Annotated in this window: 22 protein-coding genes; 8 read left to right on the forward strand and 14 right to left on the reverse strand. The window is 62.8% G+C overall.

From position 1 onward, the window contains the following. Positions 1-6 precede the first annotated feature (6 nt). The 8 genes from QZV93_RS06830 to QZV93_RS06865 all read right to left on the reverse strand — a co-directional run bounded on the left by QZV93_RS06830 (position 7) and on the right by QZV93_RS06865 (position 9,130). Positions 7-1,692, reverse strand: a complete 1,686-nt coding sequence (locus tag QZV93_RS06830; protein ID WP_295557050.1) for a sensor histidine kinase — start codon at positions 1,690-1,692, stop codon at positions 7-9. 156 nt (positions 1,693-1,848) lie between these two features. Next, positions 1,849-2,778, reverse strand: a complete 930-nt coding sequence (locus QZV93_RS06835; RefSeq protein WP_295557051.1) for a CysB family HTH-type transcriptional regulator — start codon at positions 2,776-2,778, stop codon at positions 1,849-1,851. 256 nt (positions 2,779-3,034) lie between these two features. Next, on the reverse strand, positions 3,035-4,111 hold the full coding sequence (locus QZV93_RS06840) for a sulfate ABC transporter ATP-binding protein (RefSeq protein ID WP_295557052.1): 1,077 nt from the start codon (positions 4,109-4,111) through the stop codon (positions 3,035-3,037). Then, positions 4,108-5,004, reverse strand: coding sequence for a sulfate ABC transporter permease subunit CysW (gene cysW / locus QZV93_RS06845; protein WP_295557054.1), 897 nt, complete (start codon positions 5,002-5,004; stop codon positions 4,108-4,110). Before cysW ends, QZV93_RS06840 begins: the two co-directional genes overlap by 4 nt. Further along, positions 5,004-5,840 carry a sulfate ABC transporter permease subunit CysT gene (gene cysT, locus QZV93_RS06850; protein WP_295557056.1) on the reverse strand — a complete coding sequence of 279 codons (837 nt, stop codon included), beginning with the start codon at positions 5,838-5,840 and terminating at the stop codon, positions 5,004-5,006. Before cysT ends, cysW begins: the two co-directional genes overlap by 1 nt. 218 nt (positions 5,841-6,058) lie before the next feature. Beyond that, a complete protein-coding gene (locus QZV93_RS06855; RefSeq protein WP_295557058.1) occupies positions 6,059-6,682 on the reverse strand; it encodes an XRE family transcriptional regulator in 624 nt (207 codons plus the stop codon). Positions 6,683-6,883: 201 nt separating this feature from the next. Further along, the gene (locus QZV93_RS06860) at positions 6,884-8,281 is read right to left on the reverse strand and encodes a porin (protein WP_295557060.1); all 1,398 of its coding nucleotides are present in this window, start codon (positions 8,279-8,281) and stop codon (positions 6,884-6,886) included. Positions 8,282-8,539: 258 nt separating this feature from the next. Continuing rightward, positions 8,540-9,130: an alpha/beta hydrolase gene (locus QZV93_RS06865; RefSeq protein WP_295557061.1), complete on the reverse strand. Its 591-nt coding sequence runs from the start codon at positions 9,128-9,130 to the stop codon at positions 8,540-8,542. A 97-nt stretch (positions 9,131-9,227) separates the two neighbouring features. Here QZV93_RS06865 and QZV93_RS06870 point away from each other — a divergent pair, with 97 nt between their 5' ends. Further along, positions 9,228-9,365, forward strand: a complete 138-nt coding sequence (locus QZV93_RS06870; protein WP_295557063.1) for a hypothetical protein — start codon at positions 9,228-9,230, stop codon at positions 9,363-9,365. 68 nt (positions 9,366-9,433) lie between these two features. Here QZV93_RS06870 and QZV93_RS06875 read toward each other — a convergent pair whose 3' ends face one another. Then, a complete protein-coding gene (locus QZV93_RS06875; protein ID WP_295557064.1) occupies positions 9,434-10,456 on the reverse strand; it encodes a sulfate ABC transporter substrate-binding protein in 1,023 nt (340 codons plus the stop codon). A gap of 653 nt (positions 10,457-11,109) precedes the next feature. Here QZV93_RS06875 and QZV93_RS06880 point away from each other — a divergent pair. The 5 genes from QZV93_RS06880 to QZV93_RS06900 all read left to right on the forward strand — a co-directional run bounded on the left by QZV93_RS06880 (position 11,110) and on the right by QZV93_RS06900 (position 16,684). Beyond that, entirely contained in the window at positions 11,110-11,316 is a 207-nt protein-coding gene (locus QZV93_RS06880) for a hypothetical protein (protein WP_295557066.1), read from the forward strand. A 213-nt stretch (positions 11,317-11,529) separates the two neighbouring features. Beyond that, positions 11,530-12,525 (forward strand): sulfate ABC transporter substrate-binding protein, encoded by a 996-nt coding sequence (locus QZV93_RS06885; protein ID WP_295557068.1) that lies wholly within the window; start codon positions 11,530-11,532, stop codon positions 12,523-12,525. Positions 12,526-12,681: 156 nt separating this feature from the next. Further along, positions 12,682-13,596 carry a serine O-acetyltransferase EpsC gene (gene epsC, locus QZV93_RS06890; protein ID WP_295557070.1) on the forward strand — a complete coding sequence of 305 codons (915 nt, stop codon included), beginning with the start codon at positions 12,682-12,684 and terminating at the stop codon, positions 13,594-13,596. Between the two features lie 93 nt (positions 13,597-13,689). Then, positions 13,690-14,601 carry a family 2A encapsulin nanocompartment shell protein gene (locus QZV93_RS06895; protein ID WP_295557071.1) on the forward strand — a complete coding sequence of 304 codons (912 nt, stop codon included), beginning with the start codon at positions 13,690-13,692 and terminating at the stop codon, positions 14,599-14,601. Further along, positions 14,588-16,684 carry a family 2A encapsulin nanocompartment cargo protein cysteine desulfurase gene (locus QZV93_RS06900; protein ID WP_295557073.1) on the forward strand — a complete coding sequence of 699 codons (2,097 nt, stop codon included), beginning with the start codon at positions 14,588-14,590 and terminating at the stop codon, positions 16,682-16,684. Before QZV93_RS06895 ends, QZV93_RS06900 begins: the two co-directional genes overlap by 14 nt. Before the next feature lie 31 nt (positions 16,685-16,715). On the opposite strand, the gene QZV93_RS06905 is transcribed toward QZV93_RS06900, so the two are convergent. The 4 genes from QZV93_RS06905 to QZV93_RS06920 all read right to left on the reverse strand — a co-directional run bounded on the left by QZV93_RS06905 (position 16,716) and on the right by QZV93_RS06920 (position 19,443). Continuing rightward, the gene (locus QZV93_RS06905) at positions 16,716-17,066 is read right to left on the reverse strand and encodes a DUF4326 domain-containing protein (protein ID WP_295557075.1); all 351 of its coding nucleotides are present in this window, start codon (positions 17,064-17,066) and stop codon (positions 16,716-16,718) included. 93 nt (positions 17,067-17,159) lie between these two features. Then, positions 17,160-17,576, reverse strand: a complete 417-nt coding sequence (locus tag QZV93_RS06910; RefSeq protein ID WP_295557098.1) for a YeeE/YedE family protein — start codon at positions 17,574-17,576, stop codon at positions 17,160-17,162. A 72-nt stretch (positions 17,577-17,648) separates the two neighbouring features. Next, positions 17,649-18,083 carry a YeeE/YedE family protein gene (locus QZV93_RS06915; protein WP_295557076.1) on the reverse strand — a complete coding sequence of 145 codons (435 nt, stop codon included), beginning with the start codon at positions 18,081-18,083 and terminating at the stop codon, positions 17,649-17,651. A 31-nt stretch (positions 18,084-18,114) separates the two neighbouring features. Beyond that, the gene (locus tag QZV93_RS06920) at positions 18,115-19,443 is read right to left on the reverse strand and encodes an outer membrane protein transport protein (RefSeq protein WP_295557078.1); all 1,329 of its coding nucleotides are present in this window, start codon (positions 19,441-19,443) and stop codon (positions 18,115-18,117) included. Positions 19,444-19,709: 266 nt separating this feature from the next. On the opposite strand from QZV93_RS06920, the gene QZV93_RS06925 reads away from it, so the two are divergent. Further along, positions 19,710-20,387, forward strand: coding sequence for a haloacid dehalogenase type II (locus QZV93_RS06925; RefSeq protein WP_295557080.1), 678 nt, complete (start codon positions 19,710-19,712; stop codon positions 20,385-20,387). A 17-nt stretch (positions 20,388-20,404) separates the two neighbouring features. Here the strand turns inward: QZV93_RS06925 and cysK are convergent, their stop codons facing one another. Further along, positions 20,405-21,403, reverse strand: a complete 999-nt coding sequence (cysK, locus tag QZV93_RS06930; protein WP_295557082.1) for a cysteine synthase A — start codon at positions 21,401-21,403, stop codon at positions 20,405-20,407. 274 nt (positions 21,404-21,677) lie between these two features. Between cysK and QZV93_RS06935 the strand changes: the two genes are divergently transcribed. Then, positions 21,678-22,058: a hypothetical protein gene (locus QZV93_RS06935; RefSeq protein ID WP_295557084.1), complete on the forward strand. Its 381-nt coding sequence runs from the start codon at positions 21,678-21,680 to the stop codon at positions 22,056-22,058. Positions 22,059-22,100 lie beyond the last annotated feature (42 nt).

Raw genomic sequence — 22,100 nt, forward strand, 5'->3', positions numbered from 1 at the left:
GCGGCGTCAGGCCCCCTTGCGCTTGGCAGGGCCGCCGGCCGTCTCAGGGCCGTCGTAGGTGCATCGCGCCGGCGCCTCGACCTTCCACATCAAACCGCCTGGCGCGTAGTCGACCGTGACTTTGGCGTCGAGCGACTTCTCGACCATGGCGACCATGATCGTATATCCGAAGCCGCGCCGCTCCGGCGGTTTGACCGGCGGTCCGTCCTCTTCGGTCCATTGAAGGACGAACTCCCGCGCCTCGCCCGAGCCGCGCATGGTCCAAGACACCTGCACCTTGCCATTCTCGTCCGAGAGCGCACCGTATTTGCTGGCGTTGGTCACAAGCTCGTGGAGCGCCATGCCGATGGCCTGAGCAGCGGGCGGCTGAAGACGGATCGGAGGGCCCGAAATCTCGATGCGCGTCCCGATCAGCTCCCTGAACAGCGCAAGCTGAGAGCGAACGAGATCGGCGACGCGAACCCCCTGCCAGTTGCTTTCGATGAGCAGATCCTGGCTGGCTGCGAGGCCGACGATGCGATCGGAAAATTGGCGCACGAACTGCTTGGGATCGTTCGAGGGCATCTGCCGCGCGATGGCCTGCACAACCGCCAGCATGTTCTTCGAGCGATGGTTGACCTCGCGCATCAGAAGCAGGATCTGCTGCTCGGCCTGCGCGCGCAGCTCGGCGGCCTCGACGAGCGCGGTGCCGATGGCGTTGGCCTCGGCGACGACGGTCGGCTCAAAGCTCACCGCGCGACCTTCGCCGAGCGCTTTGGCGGCACTTTCCGCCATATCGAGGGGTTGCGTGATGACGCGCGCGACGCCAACGGCTCCCGCGAGGCCGACGCATGTGAATGCGGCGACGATGAGCACGTAGCTGAGAAGCGCGTCGCGGGCCGCTGCATCGACCATTGCGGTGGGGACGGACACGTAAACCGTCCACTCGGCGACCTTCGAGGGCGCCGTGCCCCACTTCACCTCCCGCCCCTCCAGATCCTTGCCTTGAAGCGGCTGCTCGACGCGATCGGCACGCGTGGCGTCGGATAGGGGCTTGCCGACGAACCTGTCATGATAATTAGTGCGGGCAATGACGATGCCCTGGCGGTCTACGATCGTCGCTCGCCATTGGGCGGGCGTTTTCTGGCGGTCTAGCAATTCCTTCATTAGATTCGGCTCGATCGAGAGCGAGAGGACATACCGCAGCTTGTTCTTGCGAACCACGGGCACGCTCACGGCCATCACGGCGCGCTTCGCCACATCGCCTATGACGACGTCGGACACGTAAGGCTTCTTCTCGGTGAAGACCTCGTCGTCGAAGCCCGTGCTCTTCGGAAGATCGGAGCCAAACGGCACGCGCGTATTGAAGAGCTGCTGGCCGTTGGTGTCACGCAGAAAGGCGAACAGTCCGCGCGAGCTCAATGCAGCCTGGGCTTGCCGGTACACCGTCGCGAGATCGTCCTCGGCGAGCGCAGGGGTGGTTGCCAGCGACTCCAGCACCGCAACGTAGCCGTTCAGTGTCTGGTCGAGATCGGCGGCGATGCGCTCGGCGGTCAACCGCGCTTCGCCAAACAGGCGCGAGCGCTCCGATGTGGTGAGCCGGGCGGCCTCCATGCCAAGCAAGGCCAGCAGGGGCACGGCAAGCGCGATGATCGACAGGGCGAGCAGGAACGAGACGGGCCACGGTGGGCGCAGGGAGAAGGAGCGTTCCATTCCGTTGGGGATCGTCCAAGCCGACGGGGGCCTGATCTTTACACCATCCCGCGTGCCTGTTGTAAGAGGCTCCGAATTCTGAATCTCGCGCTCGCTCTTGATCCCCAGCCGCTAAGCTCCCGTAGAGTCTAGGAATTTTCTTCCCTTACCGAGCATTTACTCCGCAGGCGTCTCGATGCCAGCGCGCACGACCTGTTCCGTGAGCTTGGGAGAGCAATACTCGATGAAGCGAAACGCGTACCCCCGGAGATAGGTTCCACGGCGAATGGCAACGCGGGAGACGTTGACCTCGAACAGGTGGTCGGCATCGATCAGGCGCAGGCCGGGGTCGCGCACGGGATCGAAGGCGCGCGATGCGACGATGCCTATGCCCAAGCCCAGCTCGACGTAGGCCTTGATAACGTCCGCATCGAGGGCCGAGAGAACGATGTCCGGCGCGATGCCAGCTTTCTGAAAGGCCCTGTCGATCTTGGAACGACCCGTAAAGCCTTCGCTGTAAGTGATCAGCGGCCAATCCGCGAGGGCTTCGAGCGTCAGCTTATCTTTGGTGTCCAGCGCATGGCCCGCGGGGACAATGACGCCGTGATGCCACGAGTAGTAGGGGAACGCGGCAAGCTCCGGCGCATCCTGCAGGGCTTCGGTGGCGATGCCGATATCGGCCTGGCCGCTGCGCAGCATGGAGAGGATCTCGCCCGGGCTCGCCTCGTGCAGGACGAGGTTGACCTTTGGAAAGTGCTTCTTGAACTCGGTCACGACCGGAGGCAGCGCATAGCGCGCCTGGGTGTGGGTGGTCGCCACGATGAGCTGACCGCGATCCTTGTTCGAGAACTGCTCGCCGAGCTTTTTGATGTTTTGTGTGTCGAGCAGAATGCGCTCGACAATGGAGATCAGCTCCTGACCGGGCTCGGTCAGCCCCAGAAGCCGCTTTCCGCGACGCACAAAGAGCTCGACGCCGAGTTCGTCCTCGAGGTCCTTGATGTGCTTCGAGACGCCGGATTGCGACGTGTGTAGAGCAGCGGCGACGTCCGTAAGATTGAAGTTGCGCTTCACCGTCTCGCGGACGATGCGCAGTTGCTGGAAGTTCATGGATGTGGCTCACCAAAAAGGACGGTACGCCCATGTCGCGGGGTGCAGGGGTCGAAACGGAAGGCCGCGCCAGACAGCGTAACGAAGGCTACTAGGGAGGCGGGCGCGCTACAACAAGGCGCCCGGTGGAGATCCGTGGACGAGCGTCAACACCGACACGATGCGGACCGCATCACGAGCCGGGCGTGGTTTCGCTGCGCCTCGTTCTTCTCCAAGCTCACCACCATCATCCCCTGCATGTCTCGCCAGACGTGACTTACTTCTGGTCCCCGAACAAGCTCAGGCGCTTGCTCTTGATGCGAACACGCTCTCCAGTCGAGAGGCCAAGCGCAACCAAGTCGTCCGGCGTGACCTCGACCTCGAAATAGTCCTTCTTTCCCTCGCGGGCCTCGCCGTTGGCAAGCAGCTCGACGCGGGTGATGGCACCGTTGGTGAGGATCCTGTTTACACGCGCTGCAACGCCCTCGCCACCCTCGCCTTTGACGATTTCCGTGTCATGCGGACGAGCGAACGCAACCACGGAGCTGCCATCGCTGAGATCCGTGCGTCCGTGCGGAAGGAGGTCGTTGCCAACACGCACATAGCTTCCTTCGACCCGCCCCCGGAACTCGTTCACGGTGCCGATGAAGCCGTAGGCAAACGAGGTTGCGGGCTCGTTGTAGATCTCACGCGGCGAGCCGATCTGCTCGATGCGTCCCTTGTTCATGAGCACGATGCGGTCCGCGACCTCGAGTGCCTCTTCCTGGTCGTGCGTGACGAACACCGACGAGATATGCAGCTCGTCGTGGAGACGGCGCAGCCAACGCCGAAGCTCTTTGCGCACCTTGGCGTCAAGGGCGCCGAACGGCTCGTCGAGAAGCAGCACCTGCGGCTCGACGGCGAGCGCGCGGGCAAGTGCGATGCGCTGGCGCTGCCCGCCGGACAGTTGCGAGGGGAAACGATCGGACAGCCAGTCAAGCTGCACCAGCTCGAGCAGACGGTGCACACGCTCGCGGATTACCTTCTCCGGCGGACGCTCGGATCGCGGCTTGACGCGCAGGCCGAAGGCGACGTTCTCGAACACGGTCATGTGCCGAAACAGCGCGTAGTGCTGGAAGACGAAGCCGACGTGGCGTTCGCGGACATGCTTGTCGGAGGCATCCTGACCCGAAAGGATGACCGCTCCCCGGTCGGCATGCTCGAGGCCGGCAATGATGCGCAGAAGCGTGGTCTTTCCGCAGCCCGACGGACCGAGGAGAGCGATGAGCTCGCCGCGCGGCAAGTCCAGGGTGATGTTGTCCAGCGCTTTGAACGCGCCGAACGACTTCGAGATGTTGCGGACCTCGATGCTCATAACGTCTTCTCCTCGGACGTGCTCAAGCCCGCCCGCCACTCAATGTAGGTTTTGATGCTCAGCGTTACGAGTGCCAGAAGCGCGAGCAACGACGCCACAGCGAAGGCGGCCGCGAACTGGTACTCATTGTAGAGAATCTCGACATGCAGCGGCATGGTATTCGTCTCACCCCGGATATGACCGGAGACGACGGACACGGCGCCGAACTCGCCCATGGCGCGCGCGTTGCACAAGATGACGCCGTAGAGAAGGCCCCATTTGACGTTGGGAAGCGTCACGCGCCAGAACGTCTGCCAACCGGAGGCACCGAGCGTGATGGCCGCCTCTTCCTCGTCCCTGCCCTGCGCCTGCATCAGCGGGATCAGCTCGCGGGCAACAAACGGGAAGGTCACGAAGATGGTGGCAAGCACGATGCCCGGCACGGCGAAGATGACTTTGATGTCGTTATCGCTGAGCCAGGTGCCGAACCAGCCCTGGGCTCCGAAGATCAGGACGTAGATCAAACCCGCGACGACGGGAGAGACCGAGAACGGCAAATCGATGAACGTGATCAGCAAGTGCTTGCCGGGGAAGTCGAACTTGGCAATAGCCCAGGCCGCCGAGACGCCGAAGACGATGTTGAGCGGCACCGAAATCGCCGCCGCGATCAGCGTGAGCTTGATTGCCGATAGCGCATCGGGCTCCACAAGTGCGGCGAGATAGGCTTCCCACCCCTTGCGGAAGGCTTCAACGAAGACGGCGACGAGCGGTAGAAGCAGGAACACGGCGAAGTACGTGAGCCCGATGCCGAGAACGGCGACCTTCACCCAGGCCGTGTCGCGGGTTGCGAGATTGGCTTCGAACCTGGTCGCCGAACCCGAATGGGGCGCAAGATGTGCAGCAGCTCCGGCCATCAGGCTGATCTCCCCGAACGCCGTGCGGTCCACGCCTGCAGGCCATTGATGATGAGCAGAAGAATGAACGAAACGATCAGCATCACGGACGCGACGGCGGTGGCGCCTTCATAGTCGTACTGCTCGAGCTTGGTGATGATCATCAGCGGGGTAATTTCGGATACGAGCGGAATGTTGCCGGCGATGAAGATCACCGACCCGTACTCGCCAACGGCGCGAGCAAATGCGAGTGCAAACCCCGTCAGGAGCGCGGGCACGATCGCGGGGAACACCACGCGACGAAAGGTCTGCAGGCGGCTGGCGCCAAGGCTCGCGGCCGCCTCTTCAAACTCCGCGTCGAGATCCTCGAGGATGGGCTGTACGGTGCGAACGATGAACGGCAGGCCGATGAATACCAGGGCGACGAGCACGCCGAGCGGTTTGAAGGCGACCTCGATGCCGAACAGAGACAGCGGCTGACCGAGCCAGCCGTTCTTGGCATAGATCGCCGTCAGCGAGATGCCAGCGACCGCCGTTGGCAAGGCAAACGGCAGATCGATCAAGGCGTCGACCAGTTTCTTGCCCGGGAACGTGTAGCGCACGAGGCCCCAGGCCAGCATCAGCCCAAAAACGACATTGATGGCTGCCGCGAGCAGCGAGGCGCCAAAGCTCAACTCGAATGAGGCGATAACACGTGGACTGGTGACGGTTTCGACAAACCTCTCCCAGCCCGCGCCGGCCGCCTTGATGAAGACAGCAGAGAGCGGGATCAGGACGATGAGCGACAGGTAAGCGAGGGTAAATCCGAGCGACAGCCCGAATCCCGGCAAAACTCTGCGAGCGCGTGTGTAAGCCATCGAAGCGCGTCCCGCTCAGTGTGCGATCGTCAGAGCGACAATCACGGAGACAGAACACAGCAAAGCCGTCCAGGAGATGAGCTTTTCGACGTGGATCTGTTTCGATGACAAGGTGTGCCCCCCGAACTCTACACGGCACCCTAGGGGCCGGTCTTTAGAACTAAAACGAAGAAGAACTTGGATGCTTATTCAATTTCTTGGATTAGGGGCTTGCCCCTTCATGCGCTCGGCGTGGTGACGACGAGGTAGGCCCTTGCCAGCGCGGGGCCTGTGTTTTCAATGACATAGACGTTAGACGCCTCGAAGGTGATGGCGTCGCCTTCGTCCAGGATCACGGAGGCCTCGCTCCCGACGGTCACGGCAAGACGTCCGGCCGACACGACCAGGTTGTGCCGGGTGCCGATGTCGGCGGCCGGAAAGCTTTCGCGGTGGCTGGCCGCGAAGGTGAGTTCGAAGAAGCCGGTCGAGCGCTGGCGGTGTCCCGGCGACAAACTCCGGCTTGCGTAGCGGCCTTCGCTTGCAACGAGGACGCTCGCGCGATCGCGATGGATGACGACGACACTCGGCTCGCTCTCGGTCGCCACGAGAGTGGCAACCGGAACGCCGAGTGCGTCCGCCACGCGCCACAGGAGGCTCACGGTCGGCGCGCTCTTGGCTGTCTCGATCTGGCCCAGCATGGCGCGGCTGACGCCCGACAGCTCCGCAAGGCGCTCAAGCGAGAAACCCTGGGCCTTACGCAGGCGGCGGAGATTGGAACCGACGATGGCGGGAACATCGCGCGCGGTGGCTTCAGAGGCGCGGTCGTTCCCGACCTCACTTTCGTCGGGTTCTGCTCTGGGCATGGAGATCGGGATCGCTGCAATCGTTTTCATGCCGACCAATGTAGCGGCGTGCGTTAAGCGAACGAACGAAGAAGAAATGATGATCTTATGAACGCGGACGCATAGACGCCGACGGAGGCGCCATCTTGCTGCAGCGGCTCACGAAAAAGGGCTGCCCTGGGGCAGCCCTTTCCGTTTCATGATCTCGGGAGAAGGCCGAGGTCAGAACTTGATGACCGCACCGGCCTGCACGAGGTCCAGATCCTCGATGGGCGCGTCTGCGATGGGCCCTGTGGCAACGCCACCCACGACTTCACGCACAGTCAGGTCGGCCTCGACGTGGCGATACGAGAGGTAGAGCACCATTGCCGCAGCATCGATGCCTTGGGCGATGCCAGCACCATAGACAGTCAAGCCCGTATCCCAGATGGCGGCTCTCGAGCCGGGCGCGAACGGATTGACGGCATCGTCGTCGGCAAGCGTGCGATTCTGCGAGCTGCCCTCGTAATCGAAGTATTCGCCGTAGATGGTCGTCTTGCCGAGGGAGTTGAACTTCTTCTCGATACCGGCCTGCACGGCCCAGAACGCGTCCTTGTCGTCGGGATTGGTGCCGACAAAAATCTCGGCGCCAGACAGCACGTCGTCCTTCTTTTGGCCGGCGCCGAAGTTCACGAAGATACCCGTCGCCTCATGGATGATGCTGATCGAGCCGCCGACTTGCTGGCAATCCTCGTCATGAGGCGCGCCGCCGCCGCGCGACGGGCACTCGATCTTTGTTTCCGGGCCATCAGTGATCTTGCCGTAACCGATACCAGCCGCCAGCTTAAACCCGGCGAACTCTCCAGCATATCTGAGCGCGATATCCCAGACATCATCCTCGCCCCAGGACGCAGACGCGGTGAATCCTGCGAACGTCGGGCTCTCGTATTTCACGGTGTTTTGGCGGCGATCGCCATCACCTGGCTGGTCGCCAGAGTCACCCAACAAATTGCGATAGCTGCGAGCCGAAAGGCCGCCATCGGTCGAGCGGAGGAAGAGACCGAGGCCGGTATCCTCGACGTCCGAATACTTGGAGAAGTCCTTGGTCTGCGTCAGGTTGGTTTCGGTGATGGCGTCTGTCGCGTCCGCCTGCTGGCCGACGGACACACCGCCATAAGTTTTGCTTTTTAGATACCAATAGCTGTCGCGCAGATCGAATCCAACGTCGGTAGGGTTGCCATCACCCTCGTCGTTGTCCTGCGTAAAGCGCTTCGAGTTCGCGGTGCGGATGCCGATCTCTATGCGGTAGCCGGCTTCGAAATCCGAATTGATCTTCGCCTTGCCGCGAAAACCAAACCGCGTGCGCGAGTTGTCATTGGTGACGACGTAGGCGTTGTCCTCGACGCCATCGTCCCAATAGATGATCGACTCGTTCACCTGACCGTAGACCTCGAGCGAGACTTTCCGGTTGCCTTTGCGGGCGGTCGTCGCCTCGAGCTCCGCGATGCGCTCCTCGAGATCGGCGCAGCAGTTGCCGCCCAGATCCGCCGCGCTCGACGGCACGGCCCCTGCCAAGGCGAGCAAACCGGCGGCGACAGCGACCCACTGCCGACGTCCCATCCATACCCCAACACCAACCATCAAACTTCTCCGTTATGTTAGACGTGCATCTGCAATAACACATTGAATTTACATACATTTTCGCGATTCATGCGCCGGAACTCAAGTGCGATGCGCACTCAATACTCGCAATCCCGTCATGATGTGGCTGCGGCGCTACGCAAACTGAGCACAAAGCCACGCACGTCATCCGCAATCGTGTACTAAAAAGCCCCCGCACGCATGGCGCGCAGGGGCAAAAAATTGCTCGCTTCTGAGAAGCAGCCACTCGCCGTAGAATCAGGCGGCAGCCGAAGGACGCTCAAGGAATCCAACGATCGTCCGGCCTTCGACATGTGCCGTCCGCTCCGCCGCCACATTGCGCCCGCTGATGTGCTGCAGCAGCACAAGCCCGAAGGGCCAAGGCCCGTAGCCGGAGTCGGCGTTAATGTGCCCGGCTTCGCCGACATCCACCAGATTGGCGCCCCATCGAATTGCGAGCGCGACGGCGCGCTCGATGGACAGCCATGGGTCGTTCGACGAGGCGACGATCGTTGCCGGGAAGCCGAGGCGCCCGGCAGGAAGCAGGTCGGTCACGCCGAATTTTTCGGGATCGGCCGGGGCAACGAGCAGCGCGCCCACAATACGCTCGCGATAGTCCTCGGCCGCCTGAACAGCGGCGAGCGCGCCGAAGCTGTGGGCGGCGATCAAGATGGGGCCTGGATTGCGCGAGATGTCGCGGCGCACGCGGCTCGACCATTCGGCGAGATTGGCGCGCTTCCAGTCGGCCTGGATGACACGGACGGCGTCGGGAATCTGGGATTCGAACCAAGTCTGCCAATGGGCGGAGCCGCTGGAATTCAAACCCGGAATGATGAGTGTCGTGGCCATGATGGCGATCCTTGCAAAGCTGTCAAATATCGGATGTCGGTGGAGCTCATTTCGAGAGCTTCAACAGAGATCCGCGGCGGGCTTTGCAGGACGGGGGGTGGCGGAACGCGATGCCGCGGCCAGACGTGACGGCGCGAGCGCGATCACCCACCATGCCGTGGAGACGGCCAAGACCGCAGCAGCTGCTGTCGCAAGCATCAAGCCGGTCATGGGTCTCGTCTCCGTGGGAACCTGAAAATCCATCGCCGCCTCCGGCTCCTCAGGAGAAAAGGTCTCCGGAGGCGGCGATGCTCTCTGTGTGAGTTAGCTCTTGGAGCTGTAGATCTGGTCGAACACGCCGCCGTCCTTGAAGTGGACTTCGGTCGCCTTCGTCCAGCCACCGAACACTTCGTCGATGGTGAACAGCTTCACGGGCGAGAACTGAGCCTTGTACTTCTCAGCAGCCTTGGCATCGCGCGGGCGATAGTAATGCTTGCCGGCGATGTCCTGGCCTTCCGGCGTGTAGAGATAGTTCAGGTAAGCCTCGGCGAGCTTGCGCGTGCCCTTCTTGTCGACAACCTTGTCAACAACGGTGACAGACGGCTCAGCGAGGATCGACACCGTCGGCGTCACGATCTCGAACTTGTCGGGACCAAGCTCTTTGGTCGCGAGATAGGCCTCGTTCTCCCACGAGATGAGGATGTCGCCGATGCCACGCTCGGTGAAGGTGGTGAGCGAGCCGCGAGCGCCCGAATCAAGCACCTTGGTGTTCTTGTAGATCTTGGTGACGAGATCTTTCGCCTTCTCTTCGCTGCCGCCGTCCTGCTTCAGCGCATAGCCCCAAGCAGCAAGATAGTTCCAGCGCGCGCCACCCGAGGTCTTCGGGTTCGGCGTCACGACCTCGACGCCTTCCTTGCCGAGATCAGCCCAATCCTTGATGCCCTTGGGGTTGCCCTTGCGGACGAGGAACACGATGGTCGACGTGTAGGGAGCGGAGTTGTCCGGGAGGCGCTTCTGCCAATCGGCCGGGATCAGGCTGCCCTTCGTGGCGAGCTGGTCGACGTCGCCAGCCAGCGCGAGCGTCACGACGTCTGCTTCGAGACCATCGATGACCGCGCGGGCCTGCTTGCCCGAGCCGCCGTGCGATTGCTTGATGGTGACGTCTTCGCCTGCGGTCGCCTTCCAGTGCTTGGCGAACGCAGCGTTGAACTCCTGATAAAGCTCGCGCGTCGGATCGTAGGACACGTTCAAAAGCTCGGCCGCGTAAGCCGCAGCCGAAAGACCGGCGAGGCTGACCGAAAGGCCAACCGCGAGCGCGGCGCGACGGGTGAAACGGACAATCGACATGGTAGGAATCCTCTTTGGTAGGCTTAACCGAGCCGGCAACCTAAGCGGGGCCTGCGCAGCGACGAACGAAGAAGAAATGCTGAGCTTATGAACACCCTTGCCGAACATATTGGCGCATTGAATCGCGCCGCGGAGCCAAACGGAGCATAAATTTCCTCTCCTGACGGATGGCGCCATTTCGGCTTCGCGCGTTCTCGCCGATGCAAAGAAAGCCCGCGCAAACTGGGGGCTGCGGGCGGTTGCGACGACTACCCAAGGCAGCCGCCAACGCGTTGCCGTTGATGCTGTTCACATCCGGCGCGATCGGCCCTCTCATATAACGCCGCTAATGCCAAACCGATTGAATGCTTCTCATTTCTTGTTATTTGACCCTTGTGGCGGATCGCGGCTTGATGAGGCTGCGACGCGATCCTGCGCCGCCGCGGTGATTTCGAGTTCACTTGCGCCGCGTCATCAAACGCTAAGGAGAGCAGCCAAATGACCTTCTCCCATCCGGCCCACGACACTTCGATATGCGAGGCTCGTTCGGCTTGTTTTGTGTCGCGCATCTCGCTTCGGTGTTGTTGCTGCTGATCGCGGGCCCCGTGCCCATCGCTGCAACCCTTCTCACAGCTTGCGAGTTGAGCCCGCCGAAAGGCGGAAAAGGACACCTCATGTCAGACGCATACATCATTGAAGTCGCCGACGAGACCGCCGGCATCGTCGTTCGCCAGAACAGCGAAAAGAGCTATCGATTCCACGCCTCGCTGCCGCGCTACTATCCGCTCGACGGCAAGATTTTTTCGGCTCCGCGCGATGCCGAGCGGGCTGCACTCGCCCAGTTCGGCCGCGGCGGAAAGCAGAAAGCGAGGGCGGCGTAACTCTCTTCACCCGTCGCCACGCGTGGCGACGGGTTCTCGTTTCTCCTCGCGTCACGTCCGTCACACCACGCACTGCACCTCGCACTCCCTGGACCTCGGCGGTCACGCCATCGTTTCTGGCCGACGGTTCTCCTCAGGCCGGTTCGCAACAGCGAGCCGGCCTCTTTTCCGATCAGGGCTCTCACGAGCCTCACTTCAGCAAAGGGTCACGACATGTCGAATTTTCGCAATCTCGTTGCCGGCCTCGGCCTTGCCGTACTGGCACCTCTCGCGGCGCATGCGGCGGAGACCACGCTTCTCAACGCGTCCTATGACGTCTCGCGCGAGCTCTACAAGGAGATCAACCCGGCTTTCGTGACGCACTGGAAGAAGGAAAAGGGCGCCGACGTTACGGTCAACCAGTCGCATGGCGGCTCGACCAAGCAGGCTCAAGCCGTAGCGAACGGCCTCGAAGCCGACGTGGTGACATTCAATCAATCCACCGACCTCGACTTCCTTGCGGACAAAGGCGTGATCGCCAAGGATTGGAAGACCAAGTTCCCGAACGAGGCCGCTCCCTACACGACGACCACGGTCTTCATTGTGCGCAAGGGAAATCCCAAGGGCATCAAGGACTGGAGCGATCTCGTGAAGGACGGCACTTCCGTCGTCATTCCGAACCCGAAGACGTCGGGCAACGGCCGCTACTCGTATCTCGCGGCCTGGGGCTACGCCCTCGAGACCGAAAAGAGCGACGATAAGGCGAAAGAGTTCGTCGCGAAGCTGTTCGCCAACGTGCCGGTGTTCGACGGCGGCGGACGCGGCGCGACGACGACCTTCACCCAGCGCGACGTCGGCGACGTGCTCGTGACCTTCGAGAACGAGGTCGACCTCCTCAAGACCGAGTTCGGCGACAAGTTCGACGTCGTCTATCCGACGCTCAGCATCGAGGCCGCGCCGCCGGTTGGCATCGTCGAAGGTGTCGTCGCCAAGCGCGGCACTGCAGAACTGGCCAAGGGCTACCTCGACTTCCTGTATTCGCCGGAGGGCCAGAGCATCATCGCCAAGCACGGCTTCCGCCCGCGCAATGAGGCGGCACTCGCTGCTGCGAAGCTGCCGACCATCAAGACGTTCAAGGTCGAGAACGTCTTCGGATCGTGGGCCGACGCGCAGAAGAAGCACTTCGCCGACGGTGGCGTCTACGACCAGATCACGACCAAGAGCAACTGATGCAGCCTTGCTGATCGAGCCCGGTCCCGCCAACGCGGGGCCGGGCTTTTCATTGCGCGGAATTTGCTCAGCACTTCTTCTTGGTTCGCCGCGGGCAGGCCCATTTCTAACATCGTTGCCGAACTCTCCGTCATTTTTATGCAAGAGGCCCATGCCGTGAGCTTCAACATCGATCGTGTCGTCACCTCGCTCAGAAATGCCCGTAGCGTGCTTCCTCGTACCGTCGATAAAACAGGACGCGTGCTTCCACTGCCCTCGCCGCGCGCGGTTTCCGAGGCCATCTCGGATCTCACCTCATCGCTTTTCCCCCGCCGCTTCGGCGGTGCCAGAGCGAATAGCAACGAGGCCCTCGACTATTTCGTCGGCCATACGCTCGGCAGGGCGCTCGACGTGCTGCAAGGGCAAGTGATCCGCGAGCTCGCCTTCACGGCTTCGCTGTCCTCCGAAGGACTCGTGGATGCGGACCAGACATCGCGCGTCATCGTGCAGGAGTTTGCCGATTCGCTACCAGCGATTCTCGAGGTCCTCTACACCGACGTGCGCGCAGCCTACGACGGAGATCCCTCGGCAAAGAGCCAGGACGAGGTGCTTCTCAGCTTTCCGGGCGTGCGGGCCATCATCTATCACCGGCTCGCGCATGCGCTGTACAAGCTCGACCTGCCGATCATCGCGCGCATCATTGCAGAAAGCTCGCATTCGCAGACCGGCATCGACATTCACCCCGGCGCCGAGATCGGCGGCAGCTTCTTCATCGATCATGGAACGGGCGTCGTGATCGGTGAAACGGCGATCATCGGCGAGCGCGTGAGGCTCTATCAGGCGGTGACGCTCGGTGCCAAGCGCTTTTCGGTCGACGAAAACGGCGCGCTCGTCAAAGGCCAGCCGCGCCATCCGATCGTCGAGGACGATGTGGTCGTCTACGCGGGCGCCACCATTCTCGGGCGCGTCACGATTGGGCGCGGTTCGGTGATCGGCGGCAACGTGTGGCTGACACGCAGCGTGCCCCCCGGCAGCAACATCGTGCAGGCGCAGGCCCGCAGCGACGTGTTCGACAGCGGCGCTGGAATATAAATCTCTTATTGACTTGTATAGCGCAATGCGCGATGCGTCATTTGCCGCCTTTGAGGCATAATATTCTCCAATATAACAGCATAAGGGGTTAACATGGCAGACGAGGAGCAAACAGCATTAGGCGATGTCGCCGCAAGGCAATTGGCCAATGCCACCAAAACCGTTCCGCAAATGCAGAGCATCACCCCGCGGTGGCTCGTGCATTTCCTGAACTGGGTTCCGGTCGAGGCTGGCATCTATCGCGTGAACCGCGTGAAGGACGAGAGCAGCGTCGAAGTCGCCTGCTCGCTGCGCGATGAGCGCGCGCTCCCCAACACCTACGTCGACTACATCGAGAACCCGCGCGAATACATGCTGTCGGCCGTCAACACCGTGCTCGACATCCATACGCGCGTCTCCGACCTCTACTCGGTGCCGCACAACCAGATCAAAGAGCAGCTCCGCCTCACGATCGAGATCATCAAGGAGCGGCAGGAAAGCGAACTCATCAACAACAAGGAGTATGGCCTCCTTGCCAGCGCCGCATCAGCGCAGAAGATCAAGACGCGCGGTGGCGCACCGACGCCCGACGATCTCGACGAGCTGATCGCACGCGTGTGGAAAGAGCCGGCGTTCTTCCTCGCCCATCCGCTCGCCATCGCCGCCTTCGGCCGCGAGTGCACGCGTCGCGGCGTCCCGCCGCCGACGGTCAACCTGTTCGGCTCTCCGTTCCTCACCTGGCGCGGCGTTCCGCTGATCCCCTCCGACAAACTCGAAGTGAAGAGCGGAAAGACCAACATCCTGCTCCTCCGCACCGGTGAGTCGAAGCAGGGCGTCGTCGGCCTCTATCAGCCGGGGCTGCCGGGCGAGCAGAGCAAGGGTCTCTCCGTCCGCTTCATGGGCATCAACCACAAGGCAATCGCTTCTTACCTCGTTTCGCTCTACTGCTCTCTCGCAGTTCTGACGGACGATGCGCTCGGTGTTCTCGAGGGCGTCGAGGTGGGCAAGTATCATGAGTATAAGTGACTCCCCCAGCCCGAGCCCGGATCCGGCACGGCACAACCCGTCGCTCGGCGGCGCCGGAATAAGCCCGCAAGGGCTTAGTCCGGGGTACGGTTTTCCGGACGAAGCCTTGCTGACGCGGCTGGCGAACGAGGCATTCTCGTCTCCTCCCGGCTCGCCTGCGGGCTTCCTTCCCGGCGTTCCGCCCGCTGCATCCCCGCAGGGACTGGCGCCCGACGTCTCGACGGCCAACCCGACGCGGAACAATCCGTCGCTCGGCGGCTTCGGTGCGAGCCCGCAAGGGTTTGCTCCGGGGTATGGACTGCCGAACGAAACTTCGCTGGCACGGCTTGCAAGCGAAGCCTTCTCCTCAACGCCTGGCTTACCTGCCGGCGTATCGCCGGGCATCCCCAATGCGCCCGTCGCCGCGCCGCCGCAAGTGCTGGTGCCGGACGTTCCCCTCGCCACGCCTCCGTTGCACGGTGCCGTGCCCGGACCGGCAGGACTTTCGCTTCCTTACGAGGCGGAGCTCAAGGCGTTGCTGGGCACGCTGGCTCCGGCGCAGGAACCCGAGCACGGGATGGAGCTGGTGCCCGATGTTTCGCTCGGCGGCACGCCGCCGTCCGCGGGGACAGTGGCATCCTCTTCGCCATCTCCGCAGCCGGTCCCGCTTCCGTACGACGCGGAGCTCAAGGCCCTGCTCGGCACGATCGGCGGCGAAACCCGCGTTGCGGATCCGACGAACGGCGGCTCGTCCCTCTACTTCCTGAAGGACGTCGGCGGCGCTTCGGCAGACCCGGGTCGCGCAAGCGGCATCGGCGTTCCGGGCGCCTCGGGGCCGGGCATCCAGTCGGAGTTCGCGTCGGCGCATCCGCCGTTCGACGTGAATGCCATCCGGCGCGATTTCCCGATCCTGTCGGAGACTGTCAACGGACGTCCGCTCGTGTGGCTCGACAACGCGGCCACCACGCAAAAGCCGAAGGCGGTCATCGATCGCCTCGTGCACTTCTACGAGCATGAGAACTCGAACATCCACCGTGCAGCGCATGAGCTGGCCGCGCGGTCGACGGATGCCTACGAAGGAGCGCGCCAGAAAGTCCAGCGCTTCATCAATGCGCCGTCGATCGACGAGATCGTGTTCACGCGTGGCACGACGGAGTCGATCAACCTCGTTGCCGCGACTTTCGGGCTGAAGCACGTGAATGAGGGCGACGAAATCGTCATCACGCACCTGGAGCATCACGCCAACATCGTACCCTGGCAGCAGCTTGCACTCGCCAAGGGCGCGAAATTGCGCGTCGCACCGGTGGATGACCGCGGCGTCGTGCTGCTCGAGGAGTATGGAAAGCTCCTCAACAGCAGGACCAAGCTCGTCGCGTTTACCCAGGTCTCGAACGCCCTCGGCACCGTCACCCCCGCCAAGCAAATGGTGGAGATGGCGAAGCACGCGGGCGCGCGGGTTCTGCTCGACGGCGCACAGTCGGTCTCGCACATGAAGGTCGACGTGCAGGAGCTCGGGCCGGACTTCTTCGTCTTCTCCGGGCACAAGCTGTTCGGACCGACGGGAATCGGCGTGCTGTGGGGCAAGAAAGACCTGCTCAACAGCCTGCCGCCCTACCAGACCGGCGGCAACATGATCCAGGACGTTACCTTGGAGCGGAGCATTTTCCACAATGCACCCAACCGCTTCGAGGCCGGCACCGGCAACATCGCCGACGCCGTAGGCTTGGGCGCGGCAATCGACTACGTGGAGCGGATCGGGCTCGAGAACATCGCTCACTACGAGCACAGCCTGATGGTGTACGCCACGAAGCGGCTGCTCGAGAACGTGCCGGGGATCCGGATCATCGGCACCTCTCCCGAGAAGGCGGGCGTGATCTCGCTCGTCCTCAAGGGCGTGCCGAGCGAAGAGGTTGGCGCACGGCTCAACAAGTACGGCATCGCCGTACGGTCGGGCCATCACTGCGCACAGCCGATCCTACGCCGTTTCGGACAGGAGACGACGGTCCGGCCGTCGTTCGCGTTCTACAATACGTGCGGTGAGATCGATCTCCTGGTCTCGGCGCTGCGCGACATCCAGCGTGACGCCGGGCAGTCGTATCTCTGATCGGCACCAAGACGGTAGAAAAACGGCGGTCTCACAAGCGTGGGGCCGCCGCTTCTTTTTCCGCTACACGCAAGGTGGCCTCTCCGCCTTCGTCCGCGAGAGCAAGCAGCAGGTCGGCATGACGCGGCTCGCCGGGCTTGCACCAGCAGGCGAGGTTTTTTCCCTCGAGCTCATGCAGGCGCTCGCGCACGAGTGCCATGCCTTTGAGCGATGTCCGCAGCCAGTGCGCGTAGGCCTCGACCGCCCAGGCCTTGCCGAGATAGCGCTGATGATCGAAGGGAAACGGGTTTCCCCACTTGCTGCCGCGGCCCACATAGACCGTGTTGGGCGGCATGCGCCAGCCCTTCGCTCTTTTGCGCTGGATGCGTCGCGGCTTCGTCACGCAGCCTCCACCGGCCAAATACTCTCTCGAAGGCGAAAACCTACGAGACTTCGGCGCGCGGTGAAAGGGCGTTGCGGCGGCACATCGACAGCTTCATTTCCTCTGCTGAAGAAGCACGCCGGCGGCGATGGCGGCGACCATAGCCGCCGTGAAGGCGACGGCGCCTGGCGCCGCGAGCGGCAGCGAAACCAATGCGGGGCCGGGACAAAAGCCGGCCAGTCCCCAGCCGATACCGAAGATGGCCGCGCCGATCAAAAGCGTGCGATCGATGGGAGCGTCAGCGGGCGGAACATGAAAAGCGGAATCGGCGAGGGGGACCGTACGCCGGCGCACCAACCAGAACCCCGGCGCGGCGACACCGATGGCGCCGGCCATCACGAAGGCGAGGCTCGGATCCCAGGTGCCGGCGATGTCGAGAAAGTTTTGCACCTTTGCGGGATCGACCATACCGGAGAGGATCAATCCGACGCCGAACAACAGTCCGGCGGCGAGAGACGCGATCACGCCCATGGCCAGTGTCCCCATTCCGAAGTTCGCCAGAGTTTGAGGCCAGGTTCCAGAGCGAATTTCTCGATCATCACACTAGCCTCCCACCACGTGGCGCGCGACGTAGACCGTCGCCACCGCCGTCGCCATAAAGATCGCGGTCGCTGCGATCGAGCGCCGAGATAGGCGGGCGAGGCCGCAGACGCCGTGGCCGCTCGTGCAGCCGCGCGCGGCAAAGACACCAGCGCCGACCAGAAGCCCCGCCACAACCGCGAGGCTCAAGCTGCCGGTCACGGTCTGGTGGACCGCTTCGCCGGACACGAACGTCCAGACAGCCGGCGCAGCGAAAAGCCCGATCAGGAACGTGCCGGCCTCGACCGGTGCCGTAGCGCCGTAGGGTGGAAAGAGGCGACGCACGATGCCGCTAATGCCGGCGATGCGCCCGGTGACCAGCAACAGCAGAACGGCGGATGTGCCGATCAGAGCGCCGCCCGCGAGCGATGCCCAAGGCGTGAAGTCGGTTGGTGTCATCGATGAACCTCGACGAACGAGCCCCGCCGCCCTACTTGAGCGGCGCGTCGGCACCAAACTTGTACTTCACACCGAAGGTGGCCTCAAACTGATACATGCTGATCTCCACGGTGTGCGCGGGATCATAGACGAACGGGTTGGGGAGATCGCCGCCCTTGACGGACTCTTCGGGAGCGTAAAGGCCCGCGAGCTCCACCGACCATGCGCTGTCGATCTTGTACTCGAGACCAGCCGTGATGTGGTGCTGAACCACGGCCGGCGCCAGGATGTTGAACTGCACGTCGCGCGAGGAGATCGGGTTGGTGGCGTAGGAGTAGCCGGCGCGCAGCGTCAGGTCCGGAGACGTGCGCCACTCGACGCCGAGCTTCACCACGTCGACATCATCCCAACCGAAGCCAGGCCCGTCGTCCGACCCGAGCTGATGGCCGAGGAGAAGGTTGGTGGACGGGTTGGCGATGGAGGCAATCGAGCCGAACCAGATGTGGCGATAGTCCGCAAGCAGGGTGAGGTTCGGCGTCACGTCGACGGCAATGCCGGCCTGGATGCTGGCTGGAATGTCGAAACTGCCCTGCTCGGCGAACAGGCCGCGATACTTCTCGAACTCCTGCGACCAGATGGGCGAGTTGCCTGCCACACCGAGGCGAACGCTCGGCGTGACGGCCCACTCCACACCGCCGCGCACGCCGAAGCCCCACGACACGTCATAGCCGTTGTTGGTGACGGCATCGGAATCGATGGAGAAGCCGGGCTGCGTGAATGCGCCGAGGCCTTTGAGCTTGATCTGCTGACGCGCGATGATGGGCGCAACACCAACGGACACGCCGGGAGCGATCGTTTTGGCGACGGCGACCGAGATCAGAGCTTGCTGCAGGTCGACGCCCAACGCGCCACCCAAAAAGACGCCGTCGAAGGGAAGCGGGGCGCGCGACACGCCTGGATAGTCCGTGTTCATGCCGCCGCTGCCATAGACCGAGACGCCGATGACGTCGAAGAACGAGTCCGGGCCGAGCCGGTAGCTCGCCGAAAGATTGGGGATCGCGAACCAGTTGCTGTCGCTTTCGACTTCACCGTTCGGCGTGAAGCTTGGAAAAATTCCGCCACCTTCGAACTCGCGGCGCGGGCTGAAGGCTGAAACGGCGGCGGTCACCTCGTTGCCCGAGTGAACGAGGCCGGCGGGATTGAGCGAAATGGCGGTCGAGTCGCGACTGTCCGCTGCGCCTGCTCCTCCGAGTGCTTTGTGGCGTGCGCCGTAGCCATGCTGGAAGTAGCCTTCCGTTGCATCGGCCGCCGACGGCAGCGTCAATCCAAATGCCACGACGGCGAGCGCCGACCTGATCAGAGACGACGGACGAACAAACATGTAATCCCCCACGTACAAAACCCCTACGTGGCGAATGCTAGATTTTCGGATGCGCGCCTCGAACGAAGAAAAACTGCGGAGCTTTTCCGATTCGCTCTCGGCGAGAACGATCGACGGTGGCGCGTGCCACGGCAACGACACACTACGTAGTATGCTGATCGCCGATATCCTGGAGAGACTGCTTCATGAAACGGATTACGTGGCTCTGCCTTACCGCGATTACAGTCTGCTTATTCGTGTCGCCGGCAGAGCGAAGTGATGCGCATGTGGCCGCTCCGCGTTTCAAAGCGGTCGCCTTCGACTACTTCGTCATTTTCAATCCGAATTCCGTGGTGCCGACTGTCGAGAAGGTTTTCCCTGGAAGAGGCCTCGAGTTCACGAAGGCATGGCGCGCCAAACAGTTCGAGTATGGCTTTCTGCGCTCGATCACAAACCGGCACGAAGACTTCTTCAAGGTCACCGAGGATGCGCTGACCTATACCGCCGAGGCGATGAAGCTCGAGTTCTCGCCTCAGGCCAAGCAGGAGCTTCTCAACGCCTATCTTACGCTCACGCCGTGGCCTGACGCCATCGAGGGGCTCAAGACGCTCAAGGCATCCGGCGTGCGGATCATCACGATTGCCAATTTCAGCTCGAAAATGCTGCGCGCCAATGCGGAGCACGCCGGCATCGCCGATCTCTTCGACGCGTTGCTGAGCACCGAGGAAAACCACACCTACAAGCCCGATCCGCGCGCCTATGGGCTCGGGCTCGAACGGTTGGGATTGAAGAAAGACGAAGTGGCGTTCGCCGCATTCGGTGGATGGGATGCCTACGGCGCCAAGAGCTTCGGCTTTCCGACCTACTGGGTCAACCGCTTCAACTTGCCGGTCGAGAAGCTCGGCATTTCCGCCGATGGGACTTCGCACGACTTTGCCGGGCTTCTCGAATTCGTCCTCAACTAAAGATCGGCCTTGATCGATCAGGCGCCCTGCGGCGTCGGGAACAGATCGCTCGAGAAATAGCGCTCGGCGGACGACGGAGCGAACGTGACGATAGTCTTGCCGGAGAACTCCGGACGTTTGGCGAGCTGAAGGGCGGCCGCGATATTGGCGCCCGTCGAGATACCGCCCGGGATGCCTTCCAGCTTGGCAATGCGCCGCGACGTCTCGAAAGCCTTGTCGTTCGAGACCGTGATCACCTCGTCGATGAGCTTGGTGTCGAGGACGCCCGGAACGAAGCCGGCACCGATGCCCTGGATCTTGTGCGGGCCCTTCTGTCCGCCGGAGAGAACCGGGCTCGCGTCGGGCTCGACGGCGATGATCTTGAGGCCGGAGATGCGCGGCTTCAGCACGCGACCGACGCCGGTGATGGTGCCGCCGGTACCGACGCCTGCGACGACGGCATCGACCTCGCCGCCGGTATCCTTCCAAATCTCCTCTGCGGTCGTGCGCTCGTGCACCAGCGGATTGGCGGGATGGTCGAACTGGGCCGGGATGACCGCATTCGGCAACTCGTCGGCCAATTCCTTGGCGCGAGCGATCGCGCCACCCATGCCTCCCGCCGCTGGCGTGAGCACGAGCTTGGCGCCGAGATGGGCGAGAATCTTGCGCCGCTCGAGCGACATCGATTCCGGCATGACGAGGATCAGCTCGTAGCCGCGTGCGGCGGCGACGAACGCGAGCGCGATGCCGGTATTGCCGGAGGTCGGCTCGATCAGCACCGACTTGCCCGGCTCGATCTTGCCCTGCTGCTCGAGGCTGTCGATCAGCGACACGCCGATGCGATCCTTGACCGAGTTGAGCGGGTTGAAGAACTCAAGCTTGAGCAAGATGCGCGCCGTGACGTTTTCTTCGGCCTGCAGACGGTTCAGCGCGACGAGCGGGGTATGCCCGATGGTCTCGGTGATGTTGTCGTAAACGCGACCGCGGCCCCAGGAGGTGGTGGCGGCAAGCGTCTTGATGTCCAGAATCTCGTTCATGGCGCGCGGAGCTCCGACTCGCAAAAGATGTCAGCTGTGCGGGAAGCTAAGCGGCGGGACGCAGCGTCCTAACGAAGAAAAATCGAATTACTTATTCGATGCCGATGGCAACCAACGGCCGGGCAAATCTGCACAAAATGTAAGGTGGACCGCGTGCAACGCGTTTGTCGTGCCGCGCATTGAGCGGTTGAAGCGGGCGGGCCGCGTTTCCGTCGTCGGCACCCTCAATCGCTGTGCTCGGGCTGCTTTCTTCGTCCAATCGCAGGAGCTTGCCATGACCGACCATTTGAAACCCGACGAGATTCCCGGTGGCGAACTCCCCCGTGCCGTCTACAGGACAGTCGGAGCAGCCTTTGCCTGGATGATGCTTGCGGCCTGGCTCGCCTTCGGCACCGCGCGCGAAGCGGACTTCACGCTCGCTTTCGCCTCCCTGCTGTTCCTGGTGTTCTTCGGCGTCCTGCTTTTCATCGTGACGACGGCCCGGCATCACATGACGGCGCCACGCGAAACGCTCGATCATTTCCTGCAGTCGGACGTGGACACCGCGAGCGGACCGTTGCCGGGGCGCGCGGCGTGGATCGAAATCGCGGTCATCCCGCTGGCCTTGGCACTTGCGGCGACGGCAATCGGACTCGTGTTCGTATTCACGACCTGAGCCGCCTCGGGTCTACAAAAACAGTTGGTGCGGACGGTGGGA

Origin of the sequence: uncultured Hyphomicrobium sp., from assembly GCF_902826555.1 — a bacterium.
GTDB lineage: Bacteria > Pseudomonadota > Alphaproteobacteria > Rhizobiales > Hyphomicrobiaceae > Hyphomicrobium_C.